Origin of the sequence: Microbacterium sp. nov. GSS16, from assembly GCF_028198145.1 — a bacterium.
Classification (GTDB): domain Bacteria; phylum Actinomycetota; class Actinomycetes; order Actinomycetales; family Microbacteriaceae; genus Microbacterium.
Genome location: NZ_CP116338.1, coordinates 1,772,888 through 1,788,225, shown reverse-complemented (window position 1 = coordinate 1,788,225; position 15,338 = coordinate 1,772,888). Strand labels below are relative to the sequence as shown.

Genomic DNA, 15,338 nt, shown 5'->3' with positions numbered 1-15,338 from the left:
CGGCTCACTCCCCCGGCAGGGTCAGCACGGTCCGCACGAAGAAGTCGGCGACGGCATCCGAGTCGATGTCCAGAGCCACCTGCGAGTGCGACCACTCGTCGTCGAGGCCGTGCAGTCTGTCCTCGCCGGCGAACGCCCGCCGGTCGACCACGGTCTGCCCACGGCTGTAACCGCTGAGTTCGACGCGCACCGGCAGCGATTCGAAGCGCACCAGCTCGGGCGCGACGATCGCGCACACCGCGCCCGCGTCGCCGATCAGCCCGGTGTACATCAGCGACTCGTCCTCGCTCAGCGCCACCCGATGACCGAGCAGCTGCCCGACGACCTGCCCGATGTGGTGCGAACCGCTCGCGAGCTGATCGGCGCGCACCTGCGGCACTGCAACGCGGTTGAACACGTCCAGTCCGTACATGACGGTCGGCACCCCGGCATCCAGCACGATCGCCGCTGCCTCAGGATCGTGCCAGACGTTGAACTCGGCGACCGCGGTCGCGTTGCCGACGCTCGCCGAGCCACCCATGAACACGATCCGCTCGATCCGCTCCGCGACCTCCGGGTGCGTCCGCAGCAGCAGCGCCAGGTTCGTCTGGGGCGCCAGTGCGACGAGCGTCACGGGCGTCGGGTGCTGCATGACCAGCCGGCGCATCAGCGCGACGGCCGACTCCTCGACTGCGTCGCGATCGCTCGCGGGAAGCGCGACGCCGCCCAGGCCGTCCGCACCGTGCACATGCGAGGCCGCTCGCGCCGGTGCGAGCAGCGGGCGCGACGCACCGCCCGCGACGGGCACGTCGCGAGCGCCGGCGAGGTCGAGCACGCGCAGTGTGTTGTCGATCACCTGCTCGAGCCCTGCGTTGCCGGCCACGCAGGTCACGCCGAGCACGTCGATCTCGGGATGAGCCACAGCGAAGAGCAAGGCCAGGGCGTCGTCGATGCCGGTGTCGACATCCATGATCACGGGAACGGGCATGCCCACGAGCATACGCATGGAGAGGCCAAAGGAATCCCGGTTCCGTTGTGCCGAGCATCCAACAGCGGCATCGACGCCAGCGCTAGTGTTGAGTCCGTGACGGACACGCCAGACCTCTCGACCACGGCCGCCAAGATCGCGGACCTCCGCTCGCGCTTCACCGACGCGGTTCTCGAGCCCGAGAAGATCGCCCAGCAGAAGCAGCACGCCAAGGGCAAGATGACAGCCCGTGAGCGCATCGAGCTGCTGGTCGACACCGGCAGCTTCGTCGAGTTCGACGAGTACGTGCGTCACCGCACGACGTCATTCGGGATGGACCGCAACCGCCCGTACGGCGACTCCGTCGTCACCGGCGTCGCCACCATCCACGGCCGCACCGTCGCGGTGTACTCGCAGGACTTCACCACCTTCGGCGGCTCGCTGGGCGAGGTCGCCGGCGACAAGATCATCAAGATCATGGAGTTCGCCCTGAAGGGCGGGATGCCGATCATCGGCATCCTCGACTCGGGCGGAGCCCGCATCCAGGAGGGCGTGCTCGCGCTCAGCAAGTACGGCGAGATCTTCCGGCACAACACCCGCTCGTCCGGAGTCATCCCGCAGATCTCGATCATCATGGGCCCGGCCGCCGGCGGAGCGGTGTACGGTCCTGCCCTCACCGACTTCGTCATCATGGTCGACAAGACCAGCCAGATGTTCGTCACCGGCCCCGACGTCATCAAGACCGTCACCGGTGAGGACGTCGGCATGGAGGAGCTCGGCGGTGCGCTCACGCACAACACCCGCTCCGGCGTGGCGCACTACCTCGCCGAGGACGAGGACGACGCGCTCGACTACGCGCGCACCCTGCTCAGCTACCTGCCCGATAACAACATGGCCGAGATCCCTGCGTACGACTCGCTCTTCGATTGGGAGACGACGGATGCCGATCAGGCGCTGAACAGGATCATCCCCGACTCCCCGAATCAGCCCTACGACATCCACACCGTCATCCAGCACGTGGTCGACGCGGGCGAGTTCCTCGAGGTGCAGCCGCTGTTCGCGCCGAACATCGTGATCGGCTTCGGCCGCGTCGAGGGTCGCTCGGTGGGCATCATCGCCAATCAGCCCTCGCAGATGGCAGGCACCCTGAACATCGAGGCCGGCGAGAAGGCCAGCCGTTTCGTGCGCTTCTGCGACTCGTTCTCCATCCCGATCGTCACCCTCGTAGACGTGCCCGGCTACCTGCCCGGCACCGACCAGGAGTGGACCGGCGTCATCCGCCGCGGCGCGAAGCTCATCTACGCGTACGCCGAGGCGACGGTGCCGATGGTGACCGTCATCCTGCGCAAGGCATACGGCGGCGCCTACATCGTGATGGGCTCGAAGCAGCTCGGCGCCGATGTGAACCTCGCGTGGCCGACCGCGGAGATCGCGGTGATGGGCGGCCAGGGCGCCGTCAACATCCTCTACCGCGGTGAGATCCGCAAGGCGGAGGAGGCAGGCGAAGACGTCGCCGCCGTGCGCACCCGCCTCGCCAACGAGTACACCTACAGCGTGACCAGTCCCTTCCTGGCTGCGGAGCGCGGCGAGATCGACGGGATCATCGAGCCGTCCGCGACACGCGTCGCCATCGCGAAGTCGCTGCGCGCGCTGCGCGGCAAGCGCGCCGACCTGCCGCCCAAGAAGCACGGGAACATCCCGCTGTGACCGAGCCGGACGACACCCCCCGCATGGAGATCGTGCGCGGCGACCCGACCGAGGAGGAGCTGGCGGCGCTCATCGCGGTCGTCGCCGAGGCGTACACCCACGAGTCCGCTGAGGCTGTCGCCGATGTGCCGAGCGTCTCGGTGTGGCAGCGCACGCAGCGCGGGATCCGCCGTCCGCTGCGGCGCGACATCCCGTGGGGGCGCTTCTCCGGCTGAGACGCGATCGGTCTGACCGGCACCTCGGAATTCCGTATAGTTTGTCCCCCGAAATACCTACAGACAGGCCGCTTGCGTCTCGAGACACTGATAGGGACGCTTCGCGTTAGGCGGCTGCTCTGTCCCCAGGGTAGACAGGCGCAGCACCGCCCACCAGCGGACAGTTTTCGGGTAGCTGTTCCGCACCTGGCGAGGGGCCGGCACACATGCCGCCCCTCGCCTCTCTCATTCCGCCACGCGGCGGATCTCATGCCAGAGGTCGACGGCTTCTTCGCTCTCGCCGTTCGCGCTGCGCCCCACCACGGTCACCGCGATCGTGTCGTCCCTGCCTGCCCGGATGATGACCCGGTCGGAGTGAGCGTTGGCGAGCACGGAGGCCAGTTCGTCTCGGATCTCGCCGACCCGTTCGTCGTCGATCCCGTCCAGGCCGCCCTCATCGAAGACGGTGACGATGGAGCCGCGCCGTCGCGCATCCTTGATCATCGTCCTGACGGCGTCGTTTATCAGGATCGCACCGCGAAGCTCGTCCCGAAGGGTGCCCTCGGCGAGACGGGCTTCCAGCCTCTCCTGTTCGGTGATCTCGCCCCGAGCGGCCACGGTACGCGACAGCACCGGGCCGGCGATGACGAGGGCCCGCTGAGTGCGCACTCTCCGTTCGCGCTGACGGACCAGCTGCGATGCGTGCCATGCGGACACTCCCCGCTGAACATCTGTGAGCCGCTCGGTGTCGCGAACCGCCCTACCCCAGAACAGCACGAGCATCTGCGCGATGACCACCCAGGTGATCGACCCCACCAGCCCCAGCGACAGCGCCTTCTCGAACCCCATGTACAGACCGGCGGAGAGCACCAGTATCGCGAGGGCCGTCCATCCGTAGACGGAGCGCCGCCGCACCACGCACACCACACCGAGCAGGCCGGTCGCGCCGATGTACCAGGTGGCGAACGGAGCACCGCGCATCGACGGCTCCAGCGACAGGCTGACCAGCGTCGGCACGGCGGCAGCAGCGCCCACGGTGAACAGCGCCGCCCACAGGGGCATGCGCACTGTCTGGGAAGCGCCCGAGAGCACTGCGACGAGCATCGCCGAGACGAAGAGCAGGATCCCACCGATCATCAGCCACGGATTCTCGGGCTGAACGAGCCACCAGATGCCGCGGGCTGCGAAATAGATCGCGAACCCGAGCGCGAGAGCCGTCGTCATACTCCGGACTGTGCGAGTCATGACTCCTGCCAACCCAGCTCGACGGTCGTGCCCGTGCTGTCCGTGATGATGTCGGAGGTGCCCGCGACAGCCGCCATGCGCGCGACGATCGACGCGCGGATGCCGAGACGATCCTCACCGATCGCGGCAGGATCGAATCCCGGACCGGTGTCGGAGACGGTGATGGTCAGCCGCCCTTCGTGCGGTGACTCCACGATCACGTGCAGGCCCCGCCCTTTCGCGTGCAGTACGGCATTGTTGATCGCCTGTCGGGCGGCGAGAACCATGGCGCGGGCGACTCGGCCGGGGGCCGTCACCGGGATACCGCGTTCCTCGACCACCGCGTCCGCGCCCTGCTCCGACAGAGCCCGGCGCAGTTCGGCGACGATCCGCGACCGGGCGACCGGTGCGTCGCTGCCCTCCTGCGCGATGGCGGCCTCGGTGTTGGCGAGTCGAGTGAGCGCTTCCCGGGCCATGGCGACGGCGAGCGCTCGTTCCCGCGGGCTCTCTGCGCGCTCCGCACTGATCAGCGCGGCGAGCACGCTGTCGTGCATGAGAGCCGACATGGCCATCCGCTCCTCCTCGGCGGCTGACGAGGCCGCGGCCTCCGCATAGGTCTCGACCGCTCGAGCCCGCGCATCGTCCACCCCGGCGGCGACCTGCCGGAACATCCACCCCAGCGAGACGATCACCGACCCCAGGATGAGCGTGAACGACACGTCGAACGCTGTCGTGATCCAGTAGCTCTGCTCGAAGCCGCCCTGCACGAGACGGACGTATCCGTACACGAACGGCAGACCGATCGCCCACACGAACTGCAGGCGGGGCGAGAAGGCCAGCAGCGCCGCCACTACGCCGATGTTGACGAGGAAGAAGATCCAGGGCTGGCTGTCGGCTTCGATCAGCTCGGGATCCACGACGACCGGCCAGATCGCCAGAGCGACCGGGTACAGAACTGCGAACGAGCCGGATGCCTGGCTGATCCACCGACCCGAGAAACAGGCGACGATCATCCACAGCAGCGGACCGAACACCATGACCATGACAGCCAGATGGGGTCCGTCCAGCAGATCGATGCGGCTCAGGGCGCCCAGGAGCGCCTGCGCGCCGAGAGCGGTCGACCCGATTCCACCGACGATCGCGAGGATGCGCTCCATCCTGCGCCCGGTGAAGCGCTCCAGGCCCACGCCGACTTCCCCGGGAGAGGGCAGGCTCGTCCACGCTTCGCTGATCGCGTCACTGTCGCCGATCTTCTCAGTCGTCACTCGGGTGCACCGTCCGATTCGACGATCCCGTCCTCCATGGCGCGGCGCAGCAGATCGACCTTCGTCGGAGCGGGGCGGCCGACCTCGACGTACTTCACCCGGATGCGAGTGATGTTCTCCTTCGCCGTCGAGTACGCCACCCCGAGGCGCTCGGCGACGGCCTTCAGCGGCAGCCCGGCGGCGTACAGCCGCAGCACCTCGCGCTCGCGGGTCGACAGCTGCGCGTCGGCGAACTCACGGTCGCCATCGACGGCGCTGGCCCATTCGACGTTGTTCAGCGCCTCGCCGCGCGCGACCGTGCGGATGGCGTCGAGCACGTCGCCGAGCGCCGACGACTTGCTGACCACTCCTGCGGCTCCTGCCGCGAGCGCCTCGCGGACCGAGGCGGGCCGATCGGCGACGCTGTGGATGACCACGCTGGCCCCGTCGGCGACCAGGGTCGCGACGTTCTCGGTCACGGTCGTGCCGTCGCCGAGGGTGAGGTCCAGCACGACCACGTCGACGGGCGGCTCGGCGGACGTCGACCGCCATGTCAGGTAGTCCTTGACCGTCCCGCCGGAGAACACGACGCGCTGGTCGCCCTCGCGCAGGCACGCCGCCTCCAGGCCGAGGCGAACGGACTCGTGGTCGTCGATGAGGGCGACGGTGCTCATGCCGCCAGCCTAGCGAGTGCCCGGGGGCGCGCCGTGCCCGAGCCGGCCGGTCACCGGGTGAGCAGCGCGACCGCCTCGAAGTGGTGCGAATGCGGGAACAGGTCGAAGGCGCGCAGCGACGACGTGTCCCACCCCAGCTCTCGGAACGTGCCGAGATCGCGGGCGAGCGCGACAGGGTCGCAGGCGACGTACACCACGGCCTCGGGGTGGAGTGCGCTGATCACCTCGACGACACCACGCCCCGCTCCCGCGCGCGGCGGGTCGAGCACGACGGCCCCCGCCCGGGTGCCGTCCGGGATGCCGGTCAGGAAGCGGTCGACGCGGGCGGTGACCGCGTGCACGTCGACGTCGGCGAGGTTCGCGGCCGCATGCTCGGTCGCGCGGCTGTCGGACTCGACCGTGACGATGTCGCTCGCGCCCTGCCCGGCGAGGGTCGCGGCGAACAGCCCGACGCCTCCGTAGAGGTCGAAGTGCGTGGCATCCGGGTCGACCAGCCCGGCCAGCGCCTGACCGACCGCGTCGTGCAGCGTCTCGGCGGCGCGCGGGTGCACCTGCCAGAACCCGCCGGCATCCAGCTGGAAGCGACGGCCGCCCACCTGCTCGAACACCACCTCGGACCGTCCGCGACGTGCGCCCTCCGGTCGCGGCAGCACGCGCACGCGTCCGTCGCCGGCCTCCACCAGATCGACCCGGCCCGGCTTCTGGGAGCGCAGGCCGAAGGCCGCCGCTTCGACGGCGGGTCGCGCCAGGGGCAGGGTGGCGACATCGATCACCCGGTGACTGCGCGCCGCGTACGGACCGACCCGGCCGTCTGCGTCGACGTGCAGCGAGACCCGGGTGCGCCATCCCGTGCCGTCGCCCTGATCGACGGGCTCCACGGCGGGCGCGTCGATCCCGCCGCCCGCGAACTTGTCGAGGGCCTCCTGCAGCACCCGCCGCTTCAGCACGCGCTGATGGCCCAGGTCGATGTGCCCGAGGTCGGCGCCGCCCACCCGGTCCGCCGGCGCGCGGGAGATGTCGGCCTCGGTCCAGACATGCTCGCGTCGATGCGGCGACGCGTCGAGCACCTCTCGGGTCTCGGCGCGCCAGAACCGCTTGCCGTCGCCTGCCTCCGTCACCTCGGCGCGCACGCGCTCCCCGGGGATCGCGTCGGGCACGAACACGACACGCCCCTCGTGGCGGGCGATGAAGGTGCCGCCGTGCGCGATGCCGGTGATGTCGAGGTCGAGCGTGCGGGCAGAAGAGGTCATCCCTTCAGGATCCCACACCGCGCTGAGAGTCCACGGGTTAGCGTGGAGGCATGCGCGTGTGCCTGGCATCCACCTCCCCCGCCCGTCTGATGCTGCTGCGGCAGGCGGGCATCGAGCCGCTCATCGTCGCGCCCGCGGTCGACGAGGACGCCGTAGCCGCCGCCGCGACCGCGCAGCGCGGCGCCCCGCTCGCGCCGGACGAGCTGGTGCTCCTGCTCGCCCGCGCGAAGGCCGCTGATGTCGCGCATCGCATCCACAGCGAGCATCCGCGCTTCGACGGGATCGTGATCGGCGGCGACTCGATGTTCGCCATCGGCGGGCAGGTGCACGGCAAGCCGTACACGCCGGAGGCGGCGCGCGAGCGCTGGCAGCAGATGCGCGGCGCCACCGGCATCCTGCACTCCGGGCACTCCGTCTTCCGCGTCGGACCCGACCTCGAGCCGGTCGAGGCGACGGCGGTCGCCGAGGCCGCTGTCACGTTCGCCGCGGATGTGACGGATGCCGAGCTCGAGGCGTACATCGACAGCGGCGAGCCGCTGCACGTCGCCGGCGCGTTCACGGTCGACAGTCTCGGCGGGCCGTTCATCACCCGGGTCGAGGGCGATCCCTCGACAGTGGTGGGGATGTCGCTGTCGACGTTGCGCAGGCTCGCGGCGGAACTCGGCGTCGTCTGGACCGATTTGTGGTCGCAGTCCTAACGGATCGCCGTATTTCTTGTGGAGAGTCGTCAAAACGATCGGCGCCGACCTCGCTAGGCTGAAGCCCATGCCTGATATCGCCAAGGTGCTCATCGCGAACCGCGGCGAGATCGCCGTACGCATCATCCGCGCCGCCCGTGACTCCGGAATCTCCTCCGTCGCCGTGTACGCCGACCAGGACCGCGACGCCATGCACGCGCGTCTCGCCGACGAGGCCTACAGCCTCGACGGGGAGACCAGCGCCGCGACCTACCTGCAGATCGACAAGATCCTGTCCGTGGCGCGCCGCGCCGGCGCCGACGCCGTGCACCCGGGTTACGGATTCCTCGCAGAGAATGCCGAGTTCGCACGCGCCGTCATCGGCGCGGGCATGACCTGGATCGGCCCCTCCCCCGAGGCCATCGAGGCGCTCGGCGACAAGGTGACCGCCCGTCACGTCGCCGAGAAGGTCGGCGCCCCGCTCGCGCCCGGCACGCCGGGCCCGGTCGACGGCGCCGACGAGGTCATCGCCTTCGCGAAGGAGCACGGACTGCCGATCGCCATCAAGGCGGCGTACGGCGGCGGTGGACGCGGACTCAAGGTCGCACGCGAGCTCGACGAGGTCGCCGAGCTGTTCGAGTCCGCCACCCGCGAGGCCGTCGCGGCCTTCGGGCGCGGCGAGTGCTTCGTCGAGAAGTACCTCGACAAACCCCGTCACGTCGAGACGCAGTGTCTGGCGGATGCCGAGGGCAACGTCGTCGTCATCTCCACGCGCGACTGCTCGCTGCAGCGCCGGCACCAGAAGCTGGTCGAGGAGGCGCCCGCACCGTTCCTCACCGACGAGCAGAACGAGCTGCTGTACTCGGCGTCGAAGGCCATCCTCAAGGAGGTCGGCTACGTCGGCGCCGGCACCTGCGAGTTCCTCATCGGCGCCGACGGCACCGTGTCGTTCCTCGAGGTCAACACGCGCCTTCAGGTCGAGCATCCGGTGTCCGAGGAGGTCACCGGCATCGACCTCGTGCGCGAGCAGTTCCGCATCGCCGCGGGCGGCACCATCGACTACGACGACCCCGCGCCGCAGGGCCACTCGATCGAGTTCCGCATCAACGGCGAGGATCCCGGCCGCGGATTCCTCCCCCAGCCCGGGCCGATCAACGTCTTCAAGACCTTCGGCGGCCCCGGCATCCGCCTCGACTCCGGCGTCACCGCCGGTGACACCGTTTCGGGGGCCTTCGACTCGCTGCTGGCGAAGATCATCGTCACCGGTCGCGACCGCGCCGAGGCGCTCGAGCGCTCGCGCAGGGCGCTCGACGAGTTCGAGGTGGCCGGCATGCCGACCGTGCTCCCGTTCCACCGCAAGGTCGTGCGAGACCCGGCATTCGTCGCCGCCGACGGCGAGTTCGGCGTGTACACGCGCTGGATCGAGACCGAGTTCGACAACGACATCCCCGCGTGGGACGGCGAGCTCGATGAGCCGACCCCGGCGCCCGGCCGGCACACGGTCGTCGTCGAGGTCGCCGGCAAGCGCCTCGAGGTGAGCCTGCCCGACCGCGTGGTCGCACCCGTCGCCGGCACGGCGGGGCGCCCTGCGGCGGTCCCGCCGTCGCGCCGCAGCCACACCGCCACCGCGAACGCCGGCGCGTCGGGCGACGCCGTCAAGTCGCCCATGCAGGCCACCGTCGTCAAGCTGGCAGTCGAAGAGGGCCAGCAGGTCGTCAAGGGCGACCTGGTGGTCGTGCTCGAGGCGATGAAGATGGAGCAGCCGCTGCAGGCGCACAAGGACGGCGTGGTCGGCAGCATCGACGCCACTCCCGGAACCACGGTGTCGGCCGGTCATCAGCTGCTCACCATCAGCTGACCGGCATCGGCCACGCAGACGCGGAAGGCGCGCCCCGAGCCCGGGGCGCGCCTTCCGCGTCTGCGGCGTGTGGAGTCAGACGACGCCGACCGCGTGCATCGCACGGGTCGCATCGGTGATGCTGGTCGTCAGCGACGGGTAGGCGGCGAACACGCGCGCGACCTGATCGACGGTGAGACGCCGCTCGATCGCCATCGCGATCGGGTAGATCAGCTCGGATGCCCGCGGCGCGACGATCACGCCCCCCACCACCGTTCCCGAGCCGCGCAGCGCGATGATCTTCACGAATCCGTCCTTGATGCCCAGCATCTTCGCGCGCGGGTTGGCCGCCAGCGGCAGCTTGTGCGCGATGCCGTCGGCCTGGCCGTTCGCGATGTCCTGCTCGGAGTAGCCGACCGTCGCGATCTCGGGCGCCGTGAAGATGTTCGCGGTGATCTTGCGCACCTCGAGCGGGATGACGATGTCGCCGAGCGCATGGAACACGGCCGTGCGCCCCTGCATGGACGCGACCGATGCCAGCGGGAAGAAGTTCGTGCAGTCGCCGACCGCATAGACGTTGGGCACTGACGTGCGCGCCACGCGGTTGACGCGCACGTGACCGGACTCGGTGAGCTCGACGCCCGCCTCCTCGAGGCCGATGCCGGCCGTGTTCGGGATCGAGCCGACTGCCATCAGACAGTGGCTGCCCTCCACGGTGCGACCGTCGGAGAGGGTCACCAGCACGCCGTCGTCGGTGCGCGTCACGCTGTCGGCGCGGGACTTGGACAGCACCTGCATCCCGCCGCGCGTGAACACCTTCTCGAGCACCTTCGCCGCGTCCTCGTCTTCACCGGGCAGCACCTGGTCGCGGCTGGAGATGAGCGTGACCTTCGCCCCGAGGTTCATGTACGCCGACGCGAACTCCGCGCCGGTCACACCCGACCCCACGACGATCAGGTGCTCGGGGAGCGACTTCATGTCGTACAGCTGGGTCCAGGTGAGGATGCGCTCGCCGTCGGGCTTCGCCGAGGGGAGCTCGCGCGGCGAGGCGCCGACCGACACGACGACCGTATCGGCCTCGATGCGGTCGAAGTCCGTGCCGCCGGGGCCGGTGGCGACGACGATCGCGTTGGGGCCCTCGAGACGGCCGTGGCCGGAGAGGATGCGCACGCCGGCCTCGAGCAGCGTCGCTCGCATGTCCTCGGACTGCTGACCGGCGAGCGCGAGCAGCCGCTTGTTGACCGCGGCCAGGTTGATGGCGATCTCCGGCTTGAGCGGCCGGTCATCCGCTCCGCGCGCGTAGAACTGCACGCCGAGGTCGGTCGCCCCGGCGATGGCGACCGCCGCGTCGGCGGTGGCGATCAGGCTCTTCGACGGCACCACATCGGTGAGCACGGCCGACCCGCCCACGCCCACCCGCTCGACGAGCGTCACGTCCGCCCCCAGCTGCGCGGCGGCGAGTGCCGCCTCGTACCCACCGGGGCCGCCGCCGAGGACGGCGACGCTCTGCCTGTTCGCGAAGGAAGTCTGAGACATGAACTCCATTCTTCCGCAATCCTGGCAGCGGCCCCGCCACCTTCCTAGAGTGGAGGCATGCGTGACAACTCCCTGAACCCCCTGGACGACCCGACGGCCGATCCGTTCGCCGTCGCCGCCGACGCGGCCGCCGACATCGCTCGTCTCACAGGGGTCGACCACCACGACATCGCTCTGACGCTCGGCTCCGGCTGGGGCAAGGCCGCCGAGCTGATCGGCGAGACCGTCGCCACCGTCCCCGCCACCGAGGTGACCGGCTTCTCCAAGCCCGCACTCGAGGGCCATGTCGGCACGCTGCGCAGCATCCGCACCCCCGGCGGCCGGAACGTGCTGGTGATCGGCGCGCGCACCCACTACTACGAGGCCCACGGCGTGCGCCGGGTGGTGCACTCGGTGCGCACCGCAGCAGCCACGGGGGCGAAGATCATGGTGCTCACCAACGGCGCCGGCGGGATCCGCGAGACCTGGAGGCCGGGTCAGCCGGTGCTGATCAGCGACCACATCAACCTCACGGCCGACTCGCCGCTCGAGGGCGCGACCTTCGTCGACCTCACCGATCTGTACTCGACCAGGCTGCGCGACATCGCCCGCACGGTCGATCCCACCCTCGACGAGGGCGTGTACACCCAGTTCCGCGGCCCGCACTACGAGACCCCCGCAGAGGTGCAGATGGCCAAGGCGATCGGCGGCCACATCGTGGGCATGTCGACCGCCCTCGAGGCCATCGCGGCCCGCCAGGCGGGCATGGAGATCCTCGGCTTCTCGCTCATCACGAACCTCGCCGCAGGCATCCAGAAGACCCCGCTCAGCCACGAGGAGGTCATCGAGGCCGGCCGCGAGGCCGAGCCGGTGATCTCGGCGCTGCTGGCCCGAGTGATCGAGGCGCTGTGAGCGAGCGGCTGTCCCAGGCGCGCGCCTGGCTGCGACAGGATCCGGATGCCGAGACCCGCGACGAGCTCGCGGGCATCATCACCCGCGCCGCCGGCGGCGACCCCGCCGCTCTCGCCGACCTCGAGGACCGCTTCGGGCAGCGGCTCGCCTTCGGCACGGCGGGGCTGCGCGGCGAGCTCGGAGCGGGCAGCAACAGGATGAACCGCGTGCTCGTCACCCAGGCGGCGGCCGGCTTCGCGGGCTACCTGCTGCAGCGCGGCACGACCCGCCCGACGGTGGTCATCGGCTTCGACGGCCGACGCAACTCCCGCCGCTTCGCGCTCGACTCGGCCGAGATCCTCGCCGGGGCCGGCCTGCACGCGATCCTGCTGCCGCGCCTGCTGCCGACGCCTGTGCTCGCCTTCGCCGTGCGTCACCTGCATGCGGATGCCGGGATCATGGTCACCGCCAGCCACAACCCGCCGAACGACAACGGCTACAAGGTGTACCTCGGCGGCGAGGACGGCGGTTCGCAGATCGTCGCGCCGGCGGATGGGCAGATCGCCAGGCACATCCAGCGCGTCGCCGATGCGGGCGATGTGAGCCTGCTGCCGCGTTCGAATGCCTACGAGATCGCCGGCGAAGACGTCGTCGACGCCTACATCGCCGCGACCGCGGCTGTCGCACCTGCGCCGTTCGGTGTGCAGGAGATGCGCTGGGTGTACACGGCCATGCACGGCGTGGGCTGGGAGACGTTCTCGCGCGTCGTGAAGGCCGCCGGCTACCCGGCACCGCGCATCGTCGACGACCAGCGCGACCCGGATCCGACGTTCCGCACCGTCTCGTTCCCCAACCCCGAAGAGCCGGGTGCCATGGATCTCGCATTCGCACGGGCGCGCGAGGCGGATGCCGAGTTCATCATCGCGAACGACCCCGACGCGGATCGCCTCGCGGTCGCCATCCCGGATGCCACGGCCGAGGGCGGATGGCGCCGCCTGACCGGCAACGAGGTCGGTCTGCTTCTGGGCTGGCGCGCCGCGCGCGCCGCGCAGGGCACGCCGGGGGCATCCCTCGCCTGTTCGCTGGTCTCCTCCCCCGGCCTCGGCGCCGTCGCCGAGCGCTACGGTCTGGACTTCCACGAGACCCTCACCGGATTCAAGTGGATCTCCCGTGCGCCCGGCATGGTGTTCGGCTTCGAGGAGGCGCTCGGCTACCTGGTGAACCCCGAGACGGTGCGCGATAAGGACGGCATCTCCGCCGCCGTCGCGCTGCTGGGTCTGGCCGCCGAGGCGCGGGTGAACGGCAGCGGCATCGCGGGGCTGCTCGCCGAGCTCGGCGCGGAGATCGGCCACTTCGCCAGCGGACAGGTCTCGGTGCGCGTCGACGACCTGTCGGTGATCTCCGGAACGATGGCCTCGCTGCGGGCCGAGCCTCCGACCTCGTTCGGCTCTCGCGCCGTCGCGTCGGCGGAGGACCTGGCGGCCGGCGATGCGGGCGTGCCCGCCGGGGATGTGCTGCGCTACCGTCTCGACGACGGCTCGCGAGTGATCGTGCGTCCGAGCGGCACCGAGCCGAAGCTCAAGGTGTACATCGACGCGCGCGGCGACAGCCCGGCGGCGGCGGCCTCAGCCGTGGCCGACCTCGAGTCGGCGGTGCGGGAACTGCTCTCCGAGCGCCGCTGAGTGCTGGCCGTCATCGCGGTCGCGACGGTCATCGCGGCGGTGATCCAGCGTGTCACGGGCCTGGCGTTCGTGCTCGTGCTGATCGGTCCGGTCGTGCTCGCGTACGGTCCGGTGGAGGGCGTGACGATCGCCCTGTTCCTCGCGGTGATCGCCTCGCTCTTCGCCGTACCCGGCGCATGGCGCGACGTCGACTGGTCACGCACGCTGTGGCTGCTCGGAGCTGGACTCGCCGCCGCTCCCCTCGGCGCACTCACGGCCGCCGCGCTGCCTGAGACGGCTCTGCTGTTCCTCATCGGTGCGATGGGAGTGCTCGCGCTCAGCGTTCAACGGCTGGGTGCGATCGCACGGCATGTGCGCGGTCGACCCGGCGCGATCGGCGCCGGCGCGCTGGCCGGGTTCATGCACGCCTCGAGCGGCCTGTCGGGTCCCGCGCTGGCATCCTTCGCCCTGGGCGACGACTGGCCGCAGCGCAGGTTCGCGGCGAGCGCTCAGGTGGTCTTCCTCGGCTACGGCCTGGTCTCGGTCGCGCTGCGCGGGCTTCCGGATTCCTCGCCGCTCGATCTCACGGTGCTGGGTGCATGCACCGCCGGCGGCATCGTCCTCGGCTCTGTCGTCGCGCGTCGGGTGCCGTTCGCGCTCGCCCGCAGGGTCATGCTGCTATGCGCCTGGGCGGGCACCCTCGTCATGCTCGGGCGAGCGACGGCGTCCCTTCTCACCTGATCTCCCATCGCGCGGCGATAGTCTCCGTCCATGCCCCGCTCGCGCCCGAAGCGCATCCTCGTCCGCGTCCTGTGGTCGCTGGCCGCTGTCATCATGCTGCTCGTCGTCGGCGTCGTGATCTGGAGCCAGGTCGGCGTCATGGGCGCCGAGCCCGATCCTCTCGCGCAGGCCGAGAAGAACCCGTCGCTGACCGTCGATCAGGCTCCGGAGGGAATCGTGCTCTCCCCCGCCGACGGCGAGTCGACGGTCGGTCTGGTGTTCATCCCCGGTGCGAAGGTGCAGCCGGAGGGCTACATCTCCACCCTGCAGGGTCTCGCCGCAGAGGACGGCATCACCGTGGTCATCACCCGACCGTGGCTGAACCTGGCGTTCTTCGATCCGCGAGGGCTCGATGCTTTCACGTCTGCCGCCCCCGGGGTGAGCACCTGGATCGTGGGCGGGCATTCGCTGGGCGGGGTGCGCGCCTGCCAGCTCGCGCCGGATGCCGATGCGCTGGCCCTCTTCGCCTCGTACTGCGCGAACGACCTGTCGGACTCTGGCAGGCCCGTGCTCAGCCCGTCGGGCAGCAAGGACGGCCTGTCGACGCCGCAGAAGATCGCGGATGCCAGAGACCTGCTGCCTGAGGGGGCCGAGCTCATCGAGATCGACGGCGCCTCGCACGCGTCCTTCGGCGCCTACGGACCGCAGGCCGGTGACGGCATCCCGTCCATCTCGGACGATGACATGCGCGCGCAGATCACCGAGGCGGTCGGCGCTCTGGCCGCCGCTCTCGGCTGA

At 70.4% G+C, this 15,338-nt stretch carries 14 protein-coding genes; 8 read left to right on the top strand and 6 right to left on the bottom strand.

Going from position 1 to position 15,338, the window contains the following annotated elements; genetic code table 11:
* Positions 1 to 4: 4 nt before the first annotated feature.
* The gene (locus tag PGB26_RS08485) at positions 5 to 967 is read right to left on the bottom strand and encodes a nucleoside hydrolase (RefSeq protein ID WP_271637209.1); all 963 of its coding nucleotides are present in this window, start codon (positions 965 to 967) and stop codon (positions 5 to 7) included.
* A 96-nt stretch (positions 968 to 1,063) separates the two neighbouring features.
* Here PGB26_RS08485 and PGB26_RS08480 point away from each other — a divergent pair, with 96 nt between their 5' ends.
* The gene (locus PGB26_RS08480) at positions 1,064 to 2,653 is read left to right on the top strand and encodes an acyl-CoA carboxylase subunit beta (protein ID WP_271637208.1); all 1,590 of its coding nucleotides are present in this window, start codon (positions 1,064 to 1,066) and stop codon (positions 2,651 to 2,653) included.
* Positions 2,650 to 2,868: an acyl-CoA carboxylase subunit epsilon gene (locus PGB26_RS08475; protein WP_271637207.1), complete on the top strand. Its 219-nt coding sequence runs from the start codon at positions 2,650 to 2,652 to the stop codon at positions 2,866 to 2,868. Before PGB26_RS08480 ends, PGB26_RS08475 begins: the two co-directional genes overlap by 4 nt.
* A gap of 225 nt (positions 2,869 to 3,093) precedes the next feature.
* Here PGB26_RS08475 and PGB26_RS08470 read toward each other — a convergent pair whose 3' ends face one another.
* Genes PGB26_RS08470 through PGB26_RS08455 form a run of 4 tightly spaced genes read right to left on the bottom strand, consistent with a single transcriptional unit; the run spans position 3,094 to position 7,239 of the window.
* The gene (locus PGB26_RS08470) at positions 3,094 to 4,071 is read right to left on the bottom strand and encodes a hypothetical protein (protein ID WP_271637206.1); all 978 of its coding nucleotides are present in this window, start codon (positions 4,069 to 4,071) and stop codon (positions 3,094 to 3,096) included.
* A gap of 17 nt (positions 4,072 to 4,088) precedes the next feature.
* Positions 4,089 to 5,336: a sensor histidine kinase gene (locus PGB26_RS08465; protein WP_271637205.1), complete on the bottom strand. Its 1,248-nt coding sequence runs from the start codon at positions 5,334 to 5,336 to the stop codon at positions 4,089 to 4,091.
* Complete coding sequence (locus PGB26_RS08460; protein ID WP_271637204.1) at positions 5,333 to 5,989, bottom strand: response regulator transcription factor; 657 nt, start codon at positions 5,987 to 5,989, stop codon at positions 5,333 to 5,335. The genes PGB26_RS08465 and PGB26_RS08460 overlap by 4 nt, the downstream gene beginning before the upstream one ends.
* Positions 5,990 to 6,039: 50 nt before the next feature.
* Positions 6,040 to 7,239 (bottom strand): class I SAM-dependent RNA methyltransferase, encoded by a 1,200-nt coding sequence (locus PGB26_RS08455; RefSeq protein ID WP_271637203.1) that lies wholly within the window; start codon positions 7,237 to 7,239, stop codon positions 6,040 to 6,042.
* Positions 7,240 to 7,289: 50 nt separating this feature from the next.
* Between PGB26_RS08455 and PGB26_RS08450 the strand changes: the two genes are divergently transcribed.
* On the top strand, positions 7,290 to 7,937 hold the full coding sequence (locus PGB26_RS08450) for a Maf family protein (protein WP_271637202.1): 648 nt from the start codon (positions 7,290 to 7,292) through the stop codon (positions 7,935 to 7,937).
* A gap of 67 nt (positions 7,938 to 8,004) precedes the next feature.
* Entirely contained in the window at positions 8,005 to 9,774 is a 1,770-nt protein-coding gene (locus tag PGB26_RS08445) for an acetyl/propionyl/methylcrotonyl-CoA carboxylase subunit alpha (protein ID WP_271637201.1), read from the top strand.
* Between the two features lie 75 nt (positions 9,775 to 9,849).
* On the opposite strand, the gene PGB26_RS08440 is transcribed toward PGB26_RS08445, so the two are convergent.
* Positions 9,850 to 11,298: an NAD(P)H-quinone dehydrogenase gene (locus tag PGB26_RS08440; protein ID WP_271637200.1), complete on the bottom strand. Its 1,449-nt coding sequence runs from the start codon at positions 11,296 to 11,298 to the stop codon at positions 9,850 to 9,852.
* Between the two features lie 48 nt (positions 11,299 to 11,346).
* Here PGB26_RS08440 and PGB26_RS08435 point away from each other — a divergent pair, with 48 nt between their 5' ends.
* Genes PGB26_RS08435 through PGB26_RS08420 form a run of 4 tightly spaced genes read left to right on the top strand, consistent with a single transcriptional unit; the run spans position 11,347 to position 15,338 of the window.
* Positions 11,347 to 12,180 (top strand): purine-nucleoside phosphorylase, encoded by an 834-nt coding sequence (locus tag PGB26_RS08435; RefSeq protein WP_271637199.1) that lies wholly within the window; start codon positions 11,347 to 11,349, stop codon positions 12,178 to 12,180.
* Complete coding sequence (locus PGB26_RS08430; protein ID WP_271637198.1) at positions 12,177 to 13,841, top strand: phospho-sugar mutase; 1,665 nt, start codon at positions 12,177 to 12,179, stop codon at positions 13,839 to 13,841. The genes PGB26_RS08435 and PGB26_RS08430 overlap by 4 nt, the downstream gene beginning before the upstream one ends.
* Complete coding sequence (locus tag PGB26_RS08425) at positions 13,842 to 14,561, top strand: TSUP family transporter (protein WP_271637197.1); 720 nt, start codon at positions 13,842 to 13,844, stop codon at positions 14,559 to 14,561. It abuts the gene before it with no gap.
* A gap of 30 nt (positions 14,562 to 14,591) precedes the next feature.
* Positions 14,592 to 15,338: an alpha/beta hydrolase gene (locus tag PGB26_RS08420; protein ID WP_271637196.1), complete on the top strand. Its 747-nt coding sequence runs from the start codon at positions 14,592 to 14,594 to the stop codon at positions 15,336 to 15,338.